The 21,840-nt window shown below is 40.7% G+C and carries 19 protein-coding genes and 1 tRNA gene; 9 read left to right on the forward strand and 11 right to left on the reverse strand.

All coding sequences use genetic code 11. The features are described 5' to 3' along the window. Positions 1 to 30 precede the first annotated feature (30 nt). Together AWW72_RS18865 and AWW72_RS18870 are read left to right on the forward strand one after the other, a co-directional pair. Positions 31 to 564, forward strand: a complete 534-nt coding sequence (locus AWW72_RS18865) for an Mpo1 family 2-hydroxy fatty acid dioxygenase (RefSeq protein ID WP_004771756.1) — start codon at positions 31 to 33, stop codon at positions 562 to 564. 135 nt (positions 565 to 699) lie between these two features. Further along, complete coding sequence (locus AWW72_RS18870) at positions 700 to 1,269, forward strand: hypothetical protein (protein ID WP_062848356.1); 570 nt, start codon at positions 700 to 702, stop codon at positions 1,267 to 1,269. Between the two features lie 90 nt (positions 1,270 to 1,359). Here the strand turns inward: AWW72_RS18870 and ychF are convergent, their stop codons facing one another. The 7 genes from ychF to AWW72_RS18905 form a co-directional block, all read right to left on the reverse strand. Beyond that, a complete protein-coding gene (ychF, locus tag AWW72_RS18875) occupies positions 1,360 to 2,451 on the reverse strand; it encodes a redox-regulated ATPase YchF (RefSeq protein ID WP_062848343.1) in 1,092 nt (363 codons plus the stop codon). A gap of 94 nt (positions 2,452 to 2,545) precedes the next feature. Then, on the reverse strand, positions 2,546 to 3,205 hold the full coding sequence (locus AWW72_RS18880) for a methionine ABC transporter permease (protein ID WP_062848344.1): 660 nt from the start codon (positions 3,203 to 3,205) through the stop codon (positions 2,546 to 2,548). Then, entirely contained in the window at positions 3,186 to 4,256 is a 1,071-nt protein-coding gene (locus tag AWW72_RS18885; protein ID WP_062848345.1) for a methionine ABC transporter ATP-binding protein, read from the reverse strand. The genes AWW72_RS18880 and AWW72_RS18885 overlap by 20 nt, the downstream gene beginning before the upstream one ends. An 11-nt stretch (positions 4,257 to 4,267) precedes the next feature. Then, the gene (locus AWW72_RS18890; protein ID WP_004771762.1) at positions 4,268 to 5,098 is read right to left on the reverse strand and encodes a MetQ/NlpA family ABC transporter substrate-binding protein; all 831 of its coding nucleotides are present in this window, start codon (positions 5,096 to 5,098) and stop codon (positions 4,268 to 4,270) included. 35 nt (positions 5,099 to 5,133) lie between these two features. Continuing rightward, a complete protein-coding gene (locus tag AWW72_RS18895) occupies positions 5,134 to 6,546 on the reverse strand; it encodes an LLM class flavin-dependent oxidoreductase (protein ID WP_062848346.1) in 1,413 nt (470 codons plus the stop codon). Beyond that, positions 6,546 to 7,769, reverse strand: coding sequence for an SfnB family sulfur acquisition oxidoreductase (locus AWW72_RS18900; protein ID WP_062848347.1), 1,224 nt, complete (start codon positions 7,767 to 7,769; stop codon positions 6,546 to 6,548). The genes AWW72_RS18895 and AWW72_RS18900 overlap by 1 nt, the downstream gene beginning before the upstream one ends. 13 nt (positions 7,770 to 7,782) lie before the next feature. Further along, entirely contained in the window at positions 7,783 to 8,994 is a 1,212-nt protein-coding gene (locus tag AWW72_RS18905) for an SfnB family sulfur acquisition oxidoreductase (RefSeq protein ID WP_062848348.1), read from the reverse strand. Positions 8,995 to 9,353: 359 nt separating this feature from the next. Between AWW72_RS18905 and AWW72_RS18915 the strand changes: the two genes are divergently transcribed. Together AWW72_RS18915 and AWW72_RS18925 are read left to right on the forward strand one after the other, a co-directional pair. Next, positions 9,354 to 10,124, forward strand: coding sequence for a glutathione S-transferase family protein (locus AWW72_RS18915; protein WP_005257103.1), 771 nt, complete (start codon positions 9,354 to 9,356; stop codon positions 10,122 to 10,124). Positions 10,125 to 10,583: 459 nt separating this feature from the next. Then, positions 10,584 to 11,054: an Lrp/AsnC family transcriptional regulator gene (locus tag AWW72_RS18925; protein ID WP_004771770.1), complete on the forward strand. Its 471-nt coding sequence runs from the start codon at positions 10,584 to 10,586 to the stop codon at positions 11,052 to 11,054. Positions 11,055 to 11,098: 44 nt separating this feature from the next. On the opposite strand, the gene AWW72_RS18930 is transcribed toward AWW72_RS18925, so the two are convergent. Together AWW72_RS18930 and AWW72_RS18935 are read right to left on the reverse strand one after the other, a co-directional pair. Continuing rightward, positions 11,099 to 11,848 carry a YebC/PmpR family DNA-binding transcriptional regulator gene (locus tag AWW72_RS18930; RefSeq protein WP_062848351.1) on the reverse strand — a complete coding sequence of 250 codons (750 nt, stop codon included), beginning with the start codon at positions 11,846 to 11,848 and terminating at the stop codon, positions 11,099 to 11,101. A 142-nt stretch (positions 11,849 to 11,990) separates the two neighbouring features. Further along, the gene (locus AWW72_RS18935; protein WP_032863876.1) at positions 11,991 to 12,536 is read right to left on the reverse strand and encodes a 1-acyl-sn-glycerol-3-phosphate acyltransferase; all 546 of its coding nucleotides are present in this window, start codon (positions 12,534 to 12,536) and stop codon (positions 11,991 to 11,993) included. A gap of 277 nt (positions 12,537 to 12,813) precedes the next feature. On the opposite strand from AWW72_RS18935, the gene AWW72_RS18940 reads away from it, so the two are divergent. From AWW72_RS18940 to AWW72_RS18960, 5 genes are all read left to right on the forward strand, one after another. Continuing rightward, a tRNA-Ile gene (locus AWW72_RS18940) sits at positions 12,814 to 12,890 on the forward strand. Between the two features lie 192 nt (positions 12,891 to 13,082). Further along, positions 13,083 to 13,973, forward strand: coding sequence for a LysR family transcriptional regulator (locus AWW72_RS18945; protein WP_062848357.1), 891 nt, complete (start codon positions 13,083 to 13,085; stop codon positions 13,971 to 13,973). Positions 13,974 to 14,133: 160 nt separating this feature from the next. Then, a complete protein-coding gene (mdlC, locus tag AWW72_RS18950) occupies positions 14,134 to 15,714 on the forward strand; it encodes a benzoylformate decarboxylase (RefSeq protein ID WP_062848358.1) in 1,581 nt (526 codons plus the stop codon). A 43-nt stretch (positions 15,715 to 15,757) separates the two neighbouring features. Next, entirely contained in the window at positions 15,758 to 17,449 is a 1,692-nt protein-coding gene (dld, locus tag AWW72_RS18955; RefSeq protein WP_062848352.1) for a D-lactate dehydrogenase, read from the forward strand. A gap of 46 nt (positions 17,450 to 17,495) precedes the next feature. Next, entirely contained in the window at positions 17,496 to 18,626 is a 1,131-nt protein-coding gene (locus AWW72_RS18960; protein WP_062848353.1) for an alpha-hydroxy-acid oxidizing protein, read from the forward strand. A gap of 94 nt (positions 18,627 to 18,720) precedes the next feature. On the opposite strand, the gene AWW72_RS18965 is transcribed toward AWW72_RS18960, so the two are convergent. Further along, on the reverse strand, positions 18,721 to 20,190 hold the full coding sequence (locus AWW72_RS18965; protein ID WP_062848354.1) for an aldehyde dehydrogenase family protein: 1,470 nt from the start codon (positions 20,188 to 20,190) through the stop codon (positions 18,721 to 18,723). Positions 20,191 to 20,194: 4 nt separating this feature from the next. Next, positions 20,195 to 21,523, reverse strand: a complete 1,329-nt coding sequence (locus tag AWW72_RS18970; protein WP_062848355.1) for an MFS transporter — start codon at positions 21,521 to 21,523, stop codon at positions 20,195 to 20,197. Between the last annotated feature and the right edge of the window lie 317 nt (positions 21,524 to 21,840).

Consider the following 21,840-nt stretch of genomic DNA (forward strand, 5'->3'; position numbering starts at 1 on the left):
AGCATAAACGAATGATATGAGGAAAGAAAAATGACAAATCTGGAACGTTTACTGAGTCAATATGCAGCTTATCACTTAGATCGAAATAATATTGTGACTCATTTTGTGGGAATTCCTTTAATTGTATTTTCAATTTTATGCTTAACGGCCCGGGCTGGCGTAGAAATATCGGGCGTTTCAGTCACATTAGCTTCCGTACTGATTGTACTCAGTATTCTCTATTATATTTCACTAGATAAGCTGTTTGGCATCCTGATGCTGATCATCATGATCGTTGCCTATCCCTTCGCTGTAAAAATTGCCGCACTACCTATGTGGAGCTGGTTGGGCGCAAGTATTGGTATTTTCGTTGTGGGTTGGGTATTTCAGTTTGTTGGACATTATTTTGAGAAGAAAAAACCCGCCTTTGTGGATGATCTGATCGGTTTGGCAATAGGCCCTTTATTTGTTTTGGCTGAATTTGTTTTCTTACTGGGTTTCCGTAAGCCGTTGCATCAACGGATTTTAAAAGAAGCACAAATGAAACGTGCTGAAATGGATATGAAGCCGCAAACAGTCGCTTGATGAACTGGACTCACATATACAAGGCCAAGTTGATTAAGCTTGGCTTTTTCATTTATTGGATTCAAAGATTCTAAAAGACTCATTCAGTTGTTAAGCTATCACTATTCAAATGTGGTGGTCAGAATTAAAAAACACATGACAGGAATTTACGAATATTGGTCATTACCTTGCAAATTAAATATTAAATGTCCCGCATGTCAGGCCAAGGCGGATTTTGAATTTGCCCGATTGGCAAAGATTCCGCTGAAAAAAGATGTCGATTATTTTCAGCAGCATGCAGATTTTGAATATGCGCGTTTTCAGGATGCTTGTGGCGGTTACTGGCATGCTGCATTTTATTATCCGAATCTTTCTGGCGGCATTGACCAGATCCATGACTTACCAGAAGGATATGATCTAACCGCTTGGAGTACACGCTATTCAGTGCAAAGTCGGGGTGGGGTGATATGTGCATCTTGTGGTTATCGACAGAAACATGAATTGAACTGGCCGAATGATGCCTATTATGTGGTGATGTATCGGCAACAGCCTTTATGGGCCTTTCACCGTGAAGCTGCACTTGAGCTTTACCATTATTTGAGTGAAGCCTTACGCGACCATAAAAAATATCGTTATTCGTTCTTTTTATTGCATATTCCAACAATCTTCAAGCAGAAAAAAGCACGGCAGCATGTGACTCAGCGATTGCAAAAATTATTGAGTTAATGGGCTGTTTAAAGTTGGAGTTATCTTTGAGCAAATAAAAAAAACCGCCAATAAGGTCATTACTGGCGGTTTGGAAATCAAAAAACTGATTTATACATTAAAGCGGAAGTGTAATACATCGCCGTCTTGAACAACATAGGTTTTACCTTCTAAACGCCATTTTCCTGCTTCTTTGGCGCCATTTTCACCGTTATATTGAATGAAGTCGTCATAAGCCACACATTCAGCACGGATAAAGCCTTTTTCAAAGTCAGTGTGAATCACACCAGCTGCTTGTGGCGCAGTTGCACCGACTTTAACTGTCCAAGCACGAACTTCTTGTACGCCCGCAGTGAAATAGGTTTGTAGGCCAAGTAATTTATAACCTGCACGAATCACCACGTTTAAACCTGGCTCTTCCATACCCATTGCTTCAAGGAATTCAGCACGATCTTCATCTTCAAGTAATGAAATTTCTGCTTCGATCTGGTTGCAAAGCGGTACAACAATCGCATTTTCTTCAGCAGCGAGCTTTTGTACTGCTTCAAGATGCGGGTTGTTTTCAAAACCATCTTCTGCCACGTTGGCAATATACATGGTTGGTTTAAGGGTCATTAAACCGAAACCACGAACTGCTTTACGTTCGTCATCAGAAAGGTCAGCCGCACGTGCTGGTTTGCCTTCATCAAGCAAAGGCTGAATTTTTTCTAAAACTGCTTTGGTTGCAACGGCTTCTTTGTCGCCGCCTTTTGCTGCTTTAGTTAAGCGTAATAATGCTTTTGCAACGGTATCAAGATCCGCAAGTGCCAGTTCAGTGTTGATGGTTGCGATGTCATCTAATGGGTCAATTTTACCATTCACGTGAATGACGTTTTCATCTTCAAAACAACGAACTACGTGTGCAATGGCATCTGTTTCACGGATGTTGGCAAGGAACTGGTTACCTAAGCCTTCACCTTTTGATGCACCTGCAACAAGACCTGCGATATCAACGAATTCCATTGTGGTTGGTAAAATACGTTGTGGTTTTACGATTGCAGAAAGTTTGTCCAAACGTGGATCTGGTACGGGTACGATGCCTGTGTTCGGTTCAATGGTACAGAACGGAAAGTTTTCAGCAGCAATGGCTGCCTTTGTTAATGCATTAAATAATGTAGATTTACCTACGTTTGGCAGACCAACAATACCGCAATTAAAACCCATGAAACCACTCACAAATGTGTAATATAAAAATTGCTGCTGATTTTACATGAAAGCCATGACAAAGTCATGGCTAGAGCGGATTATCAATTCGACATTAAACTTTGCGTTTATCGAACTGTTGGGCAATATGATCACCTGTGGTTTGAACCAGCATCACCAAAACAATCAGTACCACGATCACCGCCAGCATGACTTGCATATCAAAACGCTGATAGCCATAGCGATAGGCAATGTCTCCAAGCCCGCCTGCACCGATCGCACCCGCAATGGCAGAAGAACTGATCATGGTCACAATGGTCACGGTAAAGCCTGCAATGATGCCTGGTAATGCTTCGGGAAGGAGTACGTGCCAAAGAATCTGTTTGCGGTTACAGCCCATTGCTTGTGCGGCTTCAATCAGACCTTGATCGACTTCACGTAGGCTGACTTCTGCAATACGGGCAAAGAAGGGAATTGCAGCAATGGTTAAGGGTACAATTGCAGCTAATACGCCATAGCTTGTTCCGACAATCCAGCGGGTAAATGGAATCAATGCCACCATTAAAATCAGGAAAGGGACAGAACGGGTAATGTTAATGACCCAGCCTAAGGACTGATTAATTTTCTTGGATGGATAGATGCCAAAATCTGCGGTACTCACTAAAATCAAGGCAATCGGCAGACCAATCAAAAAGGCAATAAAGGCAGAAACCCCCACCATCACTAAGGTATCGATAGTGCCCGTCAACAATAGATCAATGAGTTGATTGTACATAACCGATCACCTCAAGTTGTGTAATGGCAGGATGTTGTTCAAATTGTGCATCATTTAAGTCAAATCCGAAATGACCAATTCCAATCACCAGTGAGCCAATGGTTCGCTGTTGAATAGTATCTACCTGACTATGATAGACCTGAACGGGGCTATTAAAACTGCCAAGTAATTCATACAGGTCAGGAACCGATTTCGATTCACTTACATATTTGAGTTTTAAAATCTGCTGTGTGGTGTGCTGATCAGCAGATTGGCTCAATTCAAAGGGTAAATTCACCTGTTCAAAATTGAGTAATTCTTGCGTGATCGGTTGTTGTGGATTCGAAAATACCGACCAGACTTGCCCAGACTCGATGATTTCACCATGATCAATCACTACCACTTGATCGCAGATTTCCTGAATGACCTGCATTTCATGCGTGATCAAGACAATGGTCAAACCCAAGTCTCGATTGATCTGTTTTAACAAAGCGAGAATATTGGCGGTACTTTCTGGGTCGAGTGCCGAGGTAGCTTCGTCACAGAGCAGAATTTCAGGCTGAGAAACTAAAGCACGAGCAATACCAACACGTTGTTTCTGCCCACCTGAAAGTTGAGACGGGTAATCATGATGTTTGGCACTTAATCCCACCAGCGCCAGTACCTGACTGACCCGTTGCTCTATTTTGGCCTTGTCATAAGCTGCGATACGTAGCGGTAAAGCCACATTTTCCCACACCGTTTTTGCAGACATTAAATTGAAATGTTGAAAAATCATGCCAATTTTTTGTCGTGTTTTGATCAGTTCAGCATGACTCAGCTCAGCAATATTCTGCTGGTGAATCAAAATACTGCCTGTATCAATCGCTTCCAGCCCATTTAAGGTACGGATCAGTGATGATTTACCTGCACCACTTTTCCCGATAATGCCGACAATCTGCGCTTTAGGAATATCCAGATGAATGTCTTTCAAGGCGTGTAGGCGTTGGCCTTGTACCTCATAAAATTTATTTAAACCGCGTATTTTCAGATGGGGAACTGAAAAATCGACCTGTGAACCAAAACTCACCATCATTGTTCTCCTTATTTCCAACCAGGGAACCAGAGCGTTGGGCCGAAATCGCTGTCTAATGCGGCTTTGACCTTCGGCGAATTTTGATAAATCTCGACAAATTTCTGTAGCTTGTTGTCTTTGTCCTGATAGTCATCACGCACCACAAATAAAATGGCATAACGCTTATTGGTGTTGTCATCAAACAGTAGGGCACTTTCAGGATCAGCCGTTTTAGCCAAGCGTAAGTAATGTGGATAGCCAAAAGCTAAATCAACATCATCAATCGCACGTGCAGTTTGAGGGCCTTCAACTTCGGTAAATTTCAGATTTTTCGGATTTGCAGTAATGTCTTTTAGTGCAGAAAGATGATTGTTGCTGTCTTTCAGTTCAATCAGCTTAGCTTGTTGTAAAAGCAGTAGGGCACGGCCTTGATTCACGGGATCATTGGGGATGGCAACCGTTGCGCCATTTGGAAGTTCATCAAAGCTTTTATATTTTTTCGAATACAGTCCTACATGCGAAGCCGCACCCGCAGCAAAGGATTTTAGCTTGAAGCCAGTTTCCTTAATCGCATTATCCAAGAAGGGTTGATGCTGGAAAAAGTTCGCATCAATGTCACCATGATTTAAGGTAATATTTGGCGTATTCCAATCGGAAAATTCCACCAATTTCACATTTAAACCCTGTTGTTTGGCTTCATCTGCAGCGACTTGTAGTGGATGTGCAAAAGAAGGGCTAATCCCAATCACCAATTCACTGCTACTACTGTGTCTTTGTTTATTCCAGATGAATAACGCGATAATTGCGATAACAACCACAAGACCAATACCCAACCATTTTTTTGAGGCAGTTTGAGCCATTTATTTCTCCAATTCTATTCTTAAACGTTTAAGTACTAAGCACTAATTTCTTCAATTCTTTTTAGATCATCTATATTGTTATGCGTTCTACATCGGAACTGATCGGCAGGATGGCTTGCGGCTAAATGGTCACCTTGAGCAAATAGTTTGTTACGCAGTGAACCCGTTGTATATTCAGTTTTATAACGTCCACGTTGTTGTAACTCTGGGATCACTAGTCGAATAAAATCATGATGAGATTCAGGCGCAACAGTACGGGTCAGGTTAAAACCATCAATGCCTGTCTGATCAAGCAGTTCAATGAGGTATTCCGCAACCTCTGCGCCACTACCGACGATGAGAGGATAACGGCCACCAAGAACATGCTGCGCTTTCAGATCATTTTTACTGATACGCTGTTCTTTAAATTTTTCATTGACGGAAGCAATGCTGTTGCTTTTTTGATAGGGGATTGCTTCATCGTCAGCAAACTTGGCAAGATCAATACCGACTGAACTGGCATAATGCGCTAGACCTGCTTCAGGGCTGGCATATTGGCGATATTCAGCCAGTTTTTGCTGTGCGAGTTCGTGTGTTTCAGCCACAACAACGGTAATCCCGACAAAGATCTTAATGCCATGTGCATTACGTCCTTGCTGAGTTGCTTGCTGCTGTATTTTATCGACTTGCTGACGAATCTTTTCCGGTTGATCTCCGCCAATAAAAATACATTCTGCATGACGTGTGGCGAACTGTAGTCCTTTCGGCGAAGCACCTGCCTGAAATAAAGTTGGAGTGCGTTGTACAGATGGCGCCACCTGAAACACACCTTGGCTTTGGTAATATTGACCTTGATGATTGATCGTGTGGACTTTTTGGGGATCAGTAAAAATACGCTGTTGCTTGTCTTTCTTTAAAGCATCATTTTCCCAAGAACCTTCCCAATATTGATAGCAAAGCTGTAAAAACTCCTCAGCCTGATCATAACGCGCATCATGATCTTTTAAGCCTTTTTGTCCAATCAGGCGTTCGGCACTATCCAGATAACCTGTGACAATATTCCAGCCCAGACGACCTCGGGTTAAATGATCAAGACTGGCAAAACGGCGTGCAAATTGGTAGGGCTGTTCATAGCTGAGATTGACGGTCACGCCAAAGCTTAAATTCTGTGTCACCAAGGCCATTGCTGAAATCAAGGTCGAAGGATCATGACTAGGCAACTGGATCGACTCTTTTAAGGTCAGATCGATCCCATTTTGATAGACATCATAAACGCCCGTAATATCAGCTAAAAATAAACCATCAAACAAGCCTTGTTCTAAGGTTTGTGCCAATTCAGTCCAATAATTCAGCTCATTAAAACGATGTGATTGATCGCGTGGATGGGTCCATAAGCCATGATTGATATGGCCAACACAATTCATATCAAAAGCATTCAGTAAAATTTTCTTCGGGATATTTTGACTCATCACAGCGTCCCTCTGCGTGGTGGTAAGATACCATTCAGGACATAATTGCCAATAAAGTAATATTTCCAGCGTGCGGCATCGTGTAAGGTATGTACACGTGCATTACGCCAATGACGATCAAGACCATCTGCACGTTGACTACCGCGGCTGCCAGCCAATTCAATCAATTTTGATGAGGCTTTTAAGGCGGTTTCCGTACTATGCGCACGAACTTTGGCGACATCAATTGAGGCTTTGGCTAAGCTTTCTGCATTAAGATATTGTTTGGCAGCATCAACAGATTGAGCGGCTTGTTTGAGTAGGAGTTCACTGGCTTTAACATCAGTTGCCACGCGCCCCAATTCAGACAGGGTTAATGGATCTTGAGTTGCTGTTTCAATATTGGCATCAATCCAAGGACGCGCCACACGCACGCGTTGCAATGTTTCCTCAAATGCAGCACGCGCAATCCCAACTTCAATCGCAGCATGCATGATTTGCGCAAAGGGGCCAACCAAAGACAGTTGTTTGAATGCGGTATCAAAAGGAATCACATCTTCTTTGGCAACAAAGACCTGATTAAACTTGACTGTGCCACTACCTGTGGTGCGTTGACCAAAACCAGACCAGTCATCAATCAGCTCAAGGCCTTGGCTGTCGCGTTGTACAAAAGCCAGAAACTCATTTCCCGCCTCATCCAGCACTAAGGTTGGAATACGATGGGCGAATAAACTGCCTGTGCAATAAAACTTTTCCCCTTGAATCAGATAACCGTTTTCGCTTGGAATCAATGTGGTTTGCTTATGGGCAGAAGTACGCGTTTTAAATTCAGCCAGTGCATTGCCAAAACGAGCGCCTTGTAACACTTCTTGATAGAGACGTTTCTTTTGTGCTTCCGTGCCTGTATTTCGCAGTACTTCCAATGCATAGAAGTGATTTTGTGGAATTTGCCCAATCGAACCATCTGCACCACTAAATAGGGCAATCACTTTGGCAACGGTGAGGCTTGAAACCTCTGCACCGCCATACTGTTTAGGTACGGTAATTGCCCATAAACCTGACTGGCTATACGCTTCGATTTCTGTAAAAGGTAAGTCCCGATTTGCGTCGCGTTCTACAGCATTTTGTTTAAACTGCTGACTCAGTTGGGTCGCAATTTCCAGTGCTTCTGCATCACTCTGAATAACATGCGCTGCTTTAAAATGAGTTTTGGCAAAACCTTGTAATTCTTGATATGAAGTCATGATGATTTACTCCTTAAATCCAGGCATGGCGGGCAGGGTGCGTACCATTGAGGTAATAGTCACCAATGGCATGGAATTTCCAACGCACAGGATCGTGTAAGGTATGCACACGGGCATTGCGCCAGTGTTGATCAAGATTATGCTGGCTCAGACTGGCACGGCTGCCGCCAAGTTCCAGTAATTTTTCTGAGATATGTAGGGCTGCATCATTGGCATAAATTTTTGCTTCAGCCACTAAAATTGAGGCGTGAGCAGCTTGCTCAGCAGAGATTTCCGTGAGTTGATCCAGTTCATCCAGATATTCGGCAGCATCATCGAGTAATAAAATGGCTGCATCGAGTAAGATATTGAGTTTGCCAACTTCTTGCAGGGTGTAATGCTCTTCACTGGCTTTTTCTACCCCTGAATCGATGATTGGTCTTGCTTTTCGAATGCTGGCTAACGTGTCATCAAAGGCTGCCTCTGCAATGCCTACATCAATCGCGACTTGTAACAATTGTGAGTAAGCACCACGCACATTCGGCGTATCGGCAATAATGCGTTCATCAAAAAATAAGGCAGGATCAACCTCAACATTGTTTAATTTAACTGTGCCGCTGGCAGTGGTGCGTTGCCCAAAGCCATTCCAGTCATTAATCACTTCCACGCCTTCGGCATGACGATCAACAATTACCAATACGGTATAACCTTCAGGATGTAGAGCGCGAATAGCTAACCAGTCCGCAAAGCTGGTGCCAGTAGAGTAAAATTTTTCACCATTTAAAACATATTTATTATTCTCAAAACTTAAGGTGGTTTGAATGGCTTTGGTGTCTCTTGAGTTTTTCTCTGGCCCACCATTGGCAATGCGTTTGCCGGCAAGAATTTCAGAATAGATAAACTGCTTTTGTGAATCTGAACCTGTGATATTGATAAAATTTAAAAGACCAAACTGGTTTTGTGGAATTTGTCCGACATTGGCATCGGCCTTAGTTAAAATACGGAACACATGCGCCAAAGTTTTGTTGGAGACAAATGCACCGCCATATTGTTGTGGCACACGGATTCCACCGAGACCTTTTTGGCTAAACTGAACAATTTGTTCGGTGGGTAAGATACGATTTTGATCTCGATGATTCCGATCTTCTAATGCAAAGTCAGCAACTTGATAGGCAGCATTAATGGCCTGCTGATCATTTGAAATCAGTTGTACTTGCGCTTCGATCACTGATTGATTACTGGACATGTGAGCACCTCTAATAGATAAGAGGAACTTTACAAAAGTTTTACTTTTCCACTAAACCATCAGTTATGGCTTAGTTATCACAATAATTCTTAAGCATTTTTTATGGTAAAAATAACAAAAAAATGAATATTAAATTTCCAGTTAAAATAATGGGTTATGATTATTTGGACTTGAATGAATGGTACAAAAAATCTTTTGCTATGAAAGAAATGAATAATCTCACCAAGAATATTGATAAAGAAAACTTCGTCAAAATTAAAAAAGATAGGCAGAAAAGGACATTGTATTCATTAGCTTTTACTTCTAAAGTATGAAAAACCTTATGTTTGATCGAGTAGAAAAATAAATCTGGAGAGTCTATGCGGGTTTTATACCAATTTCCTTTATCTCACTATTGTGAAAAAGCTCGCTGGTTGTTAGATCATAAGGAGTTGGACTATGTTGCACATAATTTGATTCCTGGCTTCCATCGTGCATTTACTTTCCTAAAATCAGGGCAATATTTATTGCCAATGTTGAAGGATGATAAACACTGGATTGCTGATTCCACCCAAATCGCTTTATATCTTGATACGACATATCCTGAGCATGCGTTATTAAGACGTGATGAACAGTTACGTGAGCAAGCCTTAGAGATTGATAAGCTGGCTGATGAGTTAGGTGTGCATGTTCGTCGCTGGTCTTTGGCCCATGCATTATCCGTCGGTGATCATCCACTTGAAATCATGATGGGTGAGCAGGGCTATTTACGTCAGTTTGAAAAAATTTCTAAGCCGATCTTAAAAAGTCTGGTTTCAACCAATTATAAGTTGAGCCCTGAAAAAGTCGCGCAATCCAAGTTGCGGATGACGGAACTGATTACGGATCTCAACCAACGCCTGATCGATAATCAAGGGCGTTATCTGGTTGGTGACCGTTTAGGTCTGGCCGATATTGCAGTCTGTTCAATTCTCGCGCCTTTATTGGTGATCAAGGGAACGCCATGGGAATTGGAAAATGACGATATTGAACAGTTTAACGGTGAACTGAAACAGTATTATGACTATTTATCCGACTTGCCGCTTGGACAATATGTGCAGCGCATTTATGCCACTGAGCGTAATGCACGTGTCGACTGGCGTGGTTTATAAATAATTTTTCTGTAAAAAAGCCCTGATTGAAACAATCGGGGCTTTTTTATGAGAAAGAAAATAGAAAAATTGCTAAAAAAGTAAAAAATTATTGGTGAATAAAATTAATTTTTAAAAGAAAATTCGTTTTAAGCAGAAAATAGTAGAAATAATTACCAAATTTACTTTAAAAAAACTGAAAAGAGGGAAATAATTGTAAAAAGGCTTTGTTATCTTATGTTTCAGGGTGTGATGGGGATCGAAACGAGTTGTTCAACTATTGGGAGATCAGTTGAACAGTTGCTCAAAAGGTCTTGTTTCGGCTTTGAGACAAAGATGAACCAAAAGTTTATCGGAATCATGTTTGCGTTATCCATGCAGCATCGTCAAAAGTTAAACGAATGTTTTCCCTTGACCCTTAAAAATTACTGAGTGTAGACAGTTCCGAAAAAACGTAGATAAATTATGAGGACTGTAAAAATGGAATTGGACCGTTTTGATAAACAAATTCTAGAAATTTTAACCCATGAAGATGTCAATCTGAATGAACTATCAGAACGTATTAATCTTTCGGTCAGTTCAGTGCATCGCCGCATTAAAAATCTGATTGAATCCCAAGTGATGGGACAGCTCAAACGAGAAATTAATTTTAATAAGCTGGGGTTTAGCCTACATATTCTGTTGCAGGTTTCATTAAGTAAACACGACAGCGAAACTTTTGATAAGTTTTTACAAGAACTAGAAGATATTCCGGAAGTCACCAATGCATTTCTAGTGACAGGGCAGAGTGCTGATTTTATTCTGGAATTGGTGGCCCGTAATATGGATGACTATAGTGAAATCCTGTTACGCCGTATTGGTAAGATTGACAGTGTTGTGGCGTTGCATTCCAGCTTTGTCATTAAAGAATATAATGTTTTTAACTGCTATAAACTTTTAAACAAGCTATAAAAAAATGCATCTAAAAAGATGCATTTTTTACTCAGCATAAATGTTTAAGCATCAAGTTGCGTTAAAACATCTTCAGAGAATTCAACGTTGGTATAAACGTTTTGAACATCATCGAGATCTTCAAGCATATCGATCATTTTCATGATTTGTTTCGCTTGATCAATATCGCTGATTTCAGCTTTCGTTGATGGGCTCATCACAACTTCAGCATTGTCAGATTTTAGACCTGCTGCTGTAAGTGCATCCTGAACATCACCAAAGCTCTCTGGGCTGGTGATCACTAAGATACTATCTTCATCGATCTCAATATCATCAGCACCCGCTTCTAAAGCGACTTCCATAACTTTATCTTCTAAAGACACATCTTCAAAAGAAATTTCGCCACGTTTAGTGAACAGGTACGCAACCGAACCATTGGTACCCAAGTTACCATTGGTTTTAGAGAAACAATGGCGAACGTCTGGAACGGTACGGTTCAGGTTATCTGTCATTGTTTCAACAATAACGGCAACACCACCAACACCATAACCTTCATAGGTTACTTCTTTTAAATCATCATTATCTTCGCCGCCAGCACCACGCTGGATCGCACGGTTAATGGTGTCACGTGTCATATTCACAGAAAGTGCTTTTTCGACAACAGCACGTAAACGTGGGTTGCTTGCAGCATCTGGTCCGCCTAAACGTGCAGCGGTTACGATTTCACGGATGTATTTAGTAAAAACTTTACCGCGACTTGCATCTTGTTTAGCTTTACGATGCTTAATATTGGCCCATTTAGAATGACCCGCCATGGAAGTAACTCCAAAAAATTAAAACTCAAAAAAGTGCAGGAATATTAGCATAGCGAAGGTTTTGTTGAAAACTGCCCTAACTCATATTCAAAATTTAAAATCTTGATCAAGCATCAAAGATTGATCAAATAGATTGAATCAATTAATTAATTTTTACATCAATATCGTATTCCGCATACAGCGCTTTGATTTTTTCCAGATCTTGCTGTAGATCGGTTGGGTAGATTTTACCCAAGATGCCGCCTTGTTTGGTACGTGCATTGGCATACATCAGAATGATGGGCACATTGGCAGCTTTTGCGATATGCCAGAAACCAGTACGGATCGGTTTACGCGCCTCACCATCTTTAGCACGGGTTGCTTCTGGTGCAATGACCAGATTAAAACGTTCATTCTGGTTAAAAAGCTCAACCATTTGCGTGACAATATCTTTACTGGCTTTGCGGTCAACAGGGATACCGCCTAAATGCTCTAAAATAGGCTTTAAAGGGCCTTTGAATAATTCTTTTTTAATCAGTGTATGAATTTTAATCTCTAAAATTTCAAATAAAGCCAGAGAGAGGATGGTATCGAGATTGGATGTATGCTCAAAACCGATAATAACTTGTTTCTTTTCTAAGATTGCTGGATCAACGTTATATTTCCAACCTGTTGCTTTAAAAATAGATTTTCCTAAAAACTTTTTCATATCCGTGATCATTCGCAATGTGAGGTCGCAGTGTAATACGAGTTTTGAGGAAAATACATATCCGAAAAGTTCAGATAATAGAAATCTGGGTGGCTTTTAAATGATCAAAACCGTGCAATATTTACTTTACTCATTATATAGAGATCAGATAGAATCAGCGCAGTTTATGATTTTTAACACTATTTTGGTGGTTTGATAAAATCATCTGCTTGTAACTTAAGTTAAATTTAACTAAGATCAGGCAGCATTGATCATATCGATATGATTGAAATTTATAGGGCCTATAGCTCAGTTGGTTAGAGCAGCGGACTCATAATCCGTTGGTCCCGTGTTCAAGTCACGGTGGGCCCACCATATATATCAAGCACTTACATGTATTAATTGTAAGTGCTTTTTTAATGCTTAAATTTATGTAATCACCATGTAAGCAAACTCACTTTATCAGCTTCCTCAAATAAAAGATCGATTAAAAATATCTACGCAAGGGTTGACTCTACTATTGCTAAAAGCTTAGTTTTCTTGAGACTACTATTAGCAGTATCTATGATGATTGATCTCAATTTAGTAAAAGTATTTATAACAATTTACGATACGCAAAGTGTCAGTATTGCAGCAGAGCGCTTGAATATTACACAGCCATCTGTGAGCCATAATTTATCGAGATTGAGATATATATTTAAGGATCAGCTATTTACAAGAACAAAAGATGGCATGATTCCTACAGCATATTCAACGCAGCTCTATGAGTCTTTAAATCAGCCATTCATTGATATTGAAAATACGATTAGTAAAGTCACCAATTTTGATGTCGCCAATAGTGAACGCTGTTTTAAGATTGCGTTAACCGATATTGGGGCAATGTACTTTTTGCCAAAAATCTATGAAAGTCTGGAAAAAATAGCACCTAATATTTCTCTGGAAGTCGTTACTGTCGATATGAATAAGCTCACGGACTGGCTGATTACTGGAAAAGTTGATGCTGCCATCTGTAATAGAAATTTAGAAGATAGAAATTTAAATACCCTGAGATTATTTCAAGAAAAATATGTCTGTTTGCTGAGTAAAGATATCCAGCTAGTTAATCATCAGTTAACGCTGGAAACCTTTTTAAAAGAAAATCATGCAGTTGTTTTGGCATCTACAGGACATAACCTGATTGAAAACTATTTAAATCAAAAAGGTCTGCGACGTAAAATTAAATTAAGGGTTCCTCAATTTAGTATTTTGAATGAACTAATTGAAAAGCATAATCTCATTGTGACTGTACCCATGAGAATTGGTGCTTTTTTTAAGTCAAATACCAATATTAAAATTTATGACCTCCCATTTGAGTTACCTGAGATTGATGTCACCTTACATTGGTATAAAAAAGCTGGCGATATCACGGCTCAGAAATGGTTTATCGATTTCTTACAGGATACGCTTTCGCAGAGCTGACTGAATGATTGAGACTTTTCGTTTTCGCTTAAAAGTTATGTTGAATAAAAAAGCTACTCTACATAGATAAGGGCTATAAGAGATAATATTTATTATTAATTTGATCTATATTTTGGCTGATTCTAAGATTTGTAGTGAATCACACAATCAAGGAAATATTGTGAAAACAGTTCAGCAGTATACTTATGATATTTTAAGAAAAAATAAAATTAACAAGGTGTTTGGAAACCCTGGTTCGAATGAGCTTCCTTTCTTAAAAAATTTTCCAGCTGATTTCCAATATATTTTAGGTTTACATGAAGGTACGGTGGTTGGTATTGCCGATGGTTATGCTCAGGCAACAGGGCAGCCTGCATTTGTAAATTTACATTCAGCGGCAGGAACAGGCAATGCAATGGGGGCCTTAAGTAATGCATGGAACTCGCATACGCCTCTCGTGATTACATCGGGACAGCAAACCCGTGCCATGATGGGTGTGGAAGCCTTATTAACCAATTTAGAAGCAACCCAATTACCCAAACCTTTAGTGAAATGGAGCCATGAGCCAGCAAGTGCCAATGAAGTTCCGCATGCGATCAGTCGTGCTATTGATCTTGCAAAAGCTGAAGCTGCTGGGCCTGTGTATGTTTCCATACCTTATAGTGATTGGGATATCGAGGTCGATGAACAAAGTGAGCATTTATTAAGGAAGCATGTCGTATCTTCACAATGTTTATCCGAGCATGATTTACAAGCGATTGCTCAAAAAATTAATTCTGCTGAAAAAGTTGCTGTGGTTCTCGGAACAGATGTTGACCGTCAATATGCAAATGAAAATGCGCTTCAATTTGTAGAATCCTTAAATGTCCCCGTATGGATTGCACCGTCTTCACCGCGCTGTCCTTTTCCAACCATGCATCCTTATTTTCAGGGAATCCTGCCAGCGAGTATTGCGGGGATTTCAGCAATTTTTAAAGATTATGATTTGGTACTGGTTTTCGGTGCACCTGTATTTCGCTATCACCAATATGAACCTGGGCAGTATCTCGGAGAAAATACCGAATTAATTGCCTTTAGCTGCGATATTCATGAAGCTGCCAGAGCAGCAATGGGAATAAGCTATATTTGTGATTTAAAGGATAGTTTGGCGCGTTTAAGTCTGGTGGTAGAGAAAAAGCAAGGTGAGGTTACGCCTCGACCACGGGCTAAATTGGCAGAACCTAGCCAAGGAAATTATATTAAACCAGAGCGATTATTTGATTTGCTCAATGATTTTGTGTCTGAGGATACGATTTTTACCAATGAATCTACCTCAACCATGAGCATTCTCTGGGAGCGCTTGAATATTAAAGGACAAGGTAGCTATTTCTTTGCTGCTGCAGGTGGACTCGGATTTGGTATGCCTGCTGCTGTGGGGATTCAATTGGCACACACACAACGTAGAGTTGTCGCGATTATTGGCGATGGTTCCGCCAATTACAGTATTACGGCATTATGGACTGCCGCTCAATATAAAATTCCTGTTATTTTTATTGTTTTGAAAAATGGAACCTATGGCGCATTACGTTGGTTCGCTGATGTTTTAAAAGCAGAGAATGTCCCAGGAATGGATGTTCCTGATATCGATTTTACTCAGATTGCACAAGGTTATGGTGTTGAGGCGCATCGCATCAGCAATGATGAGGAATTTATTAACCGATTTAAACAGGCGCTTGCCTCTGATCAACCGACTTTACTAGAGATTGTTACAGTAGAAAATTAACGGGTCGAGGCAGATTTAAAATTACAAGATAGGATGCTGTTACATGCAAGAAAACCCAGTTATCGATGCATTTCGAGATTTGCTTAAATCCCGTCAGATTTTGCTGAAAGAATCTGCCAAAGCCCCTTATTTAAAAGGATTTCGGATTGGAAAAGGTGATGCAATTGCTGTGGTCATTCCTGAAACCTTATTGAAACTATGGAAGGTATTAGAGATTTGCGTGCAGCATGATGTCATCATGATCTTGCAGGCATCGAATACCAGCGTAACAGGCGGGGCTACGCCTGATTCAAATAATTATGACCGTGATGTGGTAGTCATAAGTACAAGCAAATTGAAGGGTTTGCAATTGTTGGAGCAGGCAACACAGTTAATTGCCTTTCCTGGTACCACGTTAACAGAGCTGGAAAATGCGTTAAAACCTTATGGTCGTGAACCTCATTCCGTCATCGGTTCTTCTTGTATTGGTGCCTCAGTCATTGGCGGTGTTTGCAATAACTCGGGAGGTTCTCTGATTCAAAGAGGGCCTGCATATACCGAAAAATCTCTATTTGCCCGAATTGATGAGAATGGAAGCTTAATTCTCGTCAATCATTTAGGAATTGATTTAGGTGCTACACCCGAAGAAATTTTTCAAAATTTAGAACAGAAAAACTATTTAACCGCGCACTCACAACATTGGGAAGGACGTATCTGGGCAGATGATTATGCCGCAACATTAAGAGATACGACTTCTGCAATGCCAACAAGATACAATGGCAATCCTGAATATCTACATGACAGTGCTGGATGTTCGGGTAAATTAGCGGTTTTTGCTGTGCGTTTACCGACTTTTGCCGCAGCTGCTGAGGCAAGTACCTATCTGATAGGGAGTAATGATGAAGTGCAGTTCATTCAATTACGGAAATATTTATTAGAACATTTATCGCAACTGCCTATGCAAGCCGAATATATTCATAAAAATGCATTTGAGATGACTCAACGCTATGCAAAACATATGTATAAGGCGATTGATATCTGGGGTGCGGAGAAAATCCCGAATTTATTTGCATTTAAATCAAAGATTGATCAATTTTTCAAACAAGTTCCTTTCTTGCCTAACAATACTGCTGATCGCTGTATTCAGTTGTTTAATCGTCTTTCGCCGTCATGGATTGAGCCGCGCATACGAGAATTTCATCAAAAGTATCAGCATTTATTGATGATTAAGATTGATGCACAACAGAACGATGAATTGCAAAAATTATTAAATGATTTCTTTTCTGGAAAGAAAGCGCATTTTTTTCTATGTAATAAAAAAGAAGAGAAGAATGTATTTCTGATCCGTTTTGCTGTCGGTGGTTGTGTTGTTTACTACTGTGAAAGTCGATCAATTGATCCTAATCAGCGTTTGGTGTCGTTTGATGTCGCATTTAGACGAAATGATCAACAGTGGTTAATTCGTTTACCCGAGCATCTGCAAAAACAGGTGATGATGGAAAGCTGCTGTGGGCATTTCTTTTGTCTGGTATCACATCAAGACTATCTGCTTAAAGATGGTGTGGATGCCAAACAATTTAAAAATGAGGTTCTCTCTTATCTCGAGGCACGTGGTGCAAAATATCCAGCAGAACATAATGTTGGTCATCTCTATCAGGCTTCGCCAACGTATCAGGCGCATTTAAGGCAGCTGGATCCGACCAATAGTTTCAATCCTGGTATTGGTAAAACCAGTAAAGCGAAACATTGGCATTAGAAAATCACAAGGATCTGTCTGAAAAACCAATAGAAGGGAAATTGTTGTGTCGCGTCAATGCATCAATGTTGAAGACTATCGACGTCAAGCGAAAGCTCAACTACCACGGATTATTTTCGATTATTTAGAGGGTGGTGCTGAGGATGAAAAAGGTCTGCAGCACAACCGATCCGTTTTCGATCAATGGCGTTTTAAGCCACAGCGTTTCATTGATATCAGTCATCGTGACATTTCTTGTGAGCTCTTTAATAAGAAATGGGATGCGCCTTTTGCAATTGCCCCCACAGGTTTAAATAGCTCTTTTTGGCCTAAAGCAGATACTTTACTGGCAAAAAGTGCAGCCCGCGCGAATATTCCCTTCATGCTTTCGACAGCTTCAAATATGTCGATTGAAGATGTTGCTCAAACATGTGATGGTGAAAAGTGGTTTCAGCTCTATGTTGTACACGAAGAATTAGCGGTTCAAATGGTTCATCGAGCACTAAAAGCGGGATATACCACTTTGGTCATTACTCTGGATGTTGGAGTAAATGGCTATCGAGAACGAGATATTCGCAATGAGTTTGCGCTTCCGCTACGATTTTCACCAAGTTTGGTGCTGGATGGTATGTTGCATCCAGCTTGGTCATTGCGGTTTCTTCAACAGGGAATGCCACAATTGGCTAATTTTGTAACTTCGGAGGCGCAGAGTCTGGAAATACAAGCTGCGTTGATGAGCCGTCAGATGGATACCCGTTTTAATCTGGAAAGTTTAAAAAAGCTTCGTGATATCTGGCCACATACTTTACTGGTCAAAGGTATTGTTCGTCTGGAAGATGCTCAAAGCGCCATTCAATGTGGTGCAGACGGGGTCATTCTTTCCAATCATGGCGGACGCCAACTCGATTGTAGTATTTCTCCGATGGAAGCCTTATACGATATTTCCAGTTCTATTCATCAACCCATCTTTATCGATAGTGGCTTTAGACGTGGTTCCGATATTGTCAAAGCTTTATGTCTGGGAGCGAATATGGTGTGTTTGGGCCGTGCGACTTTATATGGGCTGGCTGCAAAAGGAGAGGTTGGTGTTAATGAAGTGATTACATTGTTAAAACAGGATGTCGATCGTACTTTGGCACAAATCGGATGCCCATCGGTGAAGCAACTGGATACACGCTATATTACCCGAAGCTCATAAATTTAGAGGTTCAAGCCTTTTAATAAAGTACTCAACGAGCAATAAAAAAACCTAACTGAAGCGTTAGGTTTTTTTATTGCATTTAGAGGAATGTTTAAAGGGGATATTGAATCCCTTTATCTAAAATACTGACCCATTGGCGCTGACTGAATTCATCAAAATTTGCTGGACCACCGAAGCGCCCACCATATCCTGATTCTCCCATTCCTCCAAACGGGACATGATATTCATTGTTGACGGTTTGGTTATTGATATGAATCATGCCGCTTTTAATATCTTTGGCTAAGTCATAGGCCCAAGCGGTGCGCGCTGTATGAATGGCAACAGCTAGACCATATTTAGATGAGTTTACGATTTCAATCGCTTCTGCAATATCATCAAAAATCAGGATCGGTGCGACAGGGCCAAAAATTTCATGTGTAAAAAGAGGATTGTCTTTACTGATATTGGTCACAACGGCTGGATGGAAGAATAATTGATCTCCTTGACCGCCGCATTCCAGAGTCGCGCCTTGTTCAACCGCAGTTTCAACCATACGGCAGACTTTCTGATGCTGATTGGCATTAATTAATGGGCCCAATTGAGTCTCTGGTGAAGACGGATCGCCAACCTTGAGAGAGGACGCCTTTTCTTTTAGTTTTTGAATATATTCATCTGCAATACTGCGATGTACTAAATGGCGACCTGTTTGCATACAAATTTGCCCTTGATGCAGAAAACTACCCCAAACGGCATTGTTTACAGCAGTATCAATATCTGCATCTTCGCAGATAATCATGGCGTTATTACCGCCTAATTCCAGCACACATTTTTTCAATTGTTTGGCACAAGATTCAGCAATTTTTTTGCCTACAGCGGTTGAGCCAGTGAAAGAAATTAGATTAACAAGCGGATGATTGACCAATGCTTCACCGATCTCACTTTCGCCGCTGATTACCTGAAAATTCCCCTCAGGTAATCCTGACATCTGGAAAAGCCACGCCAGCAAGGCTCCACCAGTAACATTACTAAATTCTGAAGGCTTAAGAATCACGCTATTACCCATTGCCAAAGCAGGTGCGATTGAACGAATGGATAGCAATAAAGGGAAATTCCACGGCGAGATGACGCCTACCACACCTAAAGGAACACGCTGCCAGACGTTTGTTCTGCCAGGAATGGAGGATGGGAAAATTTCTCCTGCTGCTGCCATCGGCATGGAGGAAGCCATATATAACTGTTCTATGCAGGCATTTGCTTCCCAGCCAGCTTTTAACAATGTTGAACCACATTCCTGAACATTCCAGTCAATGAAGGTTTGAATATTCTCTTCAAAAAATTGCGCTGCTTTTCTGAGTATCTTGGCACGGCTTTCAAAGCTGGTATTTTTCCACGATTTTTGTGCTTCTACAGCGATTTCGACGGAACTGTTCACGTTATCTAGTGAGGCAAGTTGCACAGTTGAGATCATTTCGCCTGTTGCTGGATTGATAATATCTCTCGATAAGTTATTTGTTTTAATCCAGTTTCCCTGAAAAATATGTTCTTTCCAAATCTGTTCAACAATATTGGCTTGAGTATTCATCGTATTATCCTTTAACGATTTGTTGTACTGGGTTTAATTTCTGATGTGTAAAGAGGGCGATCGTAATTGCACCGATGATGCCGGGAATAGCAAAAACCAAGAAGTTTTGCTCAAAAGGAAGATTAAGGGCGAGCAAGAAGCCACCAAATAATGGGCCAGCAATTGCGCCAAAACGACCGATGGCAGCGGCAAAACTGACGCCTGTGGAACGAATATTGGCAGGATAAAAATCTGCTGCGAGTGCATGTATCACCGCCATTGAGCCCACAGTTGCACCGCCAGCGATAATCAATAACAGGGTCAGAATGAGCTTGGGTGGATGAAAGCCGAGGCAACTAATCGATAGCGCAGCCAATATGTAGCCAAAAACAAGCGTTTTCTTGGCACCAAGTTTATCGGCAATGACGCCAAATACTAATGTCCCTAAAATTGCACCGATATTGAGTGTGACCAAAAAAGTAATACTAGAACCTAAAGAATAGCCACCAACATTCATAAGTTTTGGCAACCATGTATTCAGGCCATAAACCATTAACATCACCATCGCAAAGCTAGACCAGATCAGGAACGTCCTGAATGCTTTGCCTTCGGTAAATAGGCCTAGAACAGGGTTCTTCTGGGTATTGCTTGTCATCTCAACCACATAGTACATTTGAGGTTGATGGATGTGATGAGGATTCAGCTTTTTTAATGTCTGGACGACTTCAGTCTGACGATTTTTATGAATCAGGTAGCTGATGGATTCAGGAAAGGTTTTCATCATAAAAGGGACGATGACAATACTGCTCCCCGCAATCCAAAAGGCAATTTTCCATCCAAAAGTAGAGATCAAGAACAAGCCTGCCAGACCTGAAATAATTGCGCCAACGCCATAAAAGGCGAGAACAAAATTGATTAAGCGGTTGCGATGAGTACTTGGCGACATTTCCTTCACGATCGTGACCAGATTCGGAACTGCCCCCCCTAAACCCAAACCCGTTAGAAATCGGCATATAAAAAAACTGATGACATCATGGGTGAAGCCATTCATGGTGACAGCAAGGCTCGACAGAATCGTACAGGCAATAATGACGTTTTTACGGCCAAATTTATCAGCTGCCATGCCGAGAGTAATCGCACCGACCATCATACCCATTAATGATGCTGCGCCCAGCAATCCTGCCGTCTGGGGGCTAAGCTGCCATTCAGTCATCAAATGAGGTAATACCGAACCGTAAATCACCAGATCATAGCCATCAAAAAGCATAATGATGGAACACCAAAAAACCAGAATTTTATGGTGCTTATTTAATGAAGCTTGATCAATCAACCTTGCAGCATTGATATTTTGCATTGAGTCCTTCCTTTGGATAATGAAAATTTCCTTTTCAGTTATTTTTCCTTTAAAATTTAATGAGATATCGAACTCATCCTTGAATTCTTGTTTTATAGCGCTCAATGTTAAGCTTAGATTTATTAGTAGTATTGATCAAATTGATAAATAATATTATTCAATATATATCCTATCTATAGAACCTGCCCATTTCTGCTTGAAGATGCTAGAGTTGTCCTATATTTTAGTTGATTAGTTTCAAATGGTTATTGATATTTTGTGGGTTTTTACGAGTACTATTCGACTGCATTGCAATAAAATTTCTTCATTTCTTCATT

Source organism: Acinetobacter sp. NRRL B-65365 (assembly GCF_001605865.1).
In the GTDB taxonomy this organism is placed as follows: Bacteria; Pseudomonadota; Gammaproteobacteria; order Pseudomonadales; family Moraxellaceae; genus Acinetobacter; species Acinetobacter vivianii.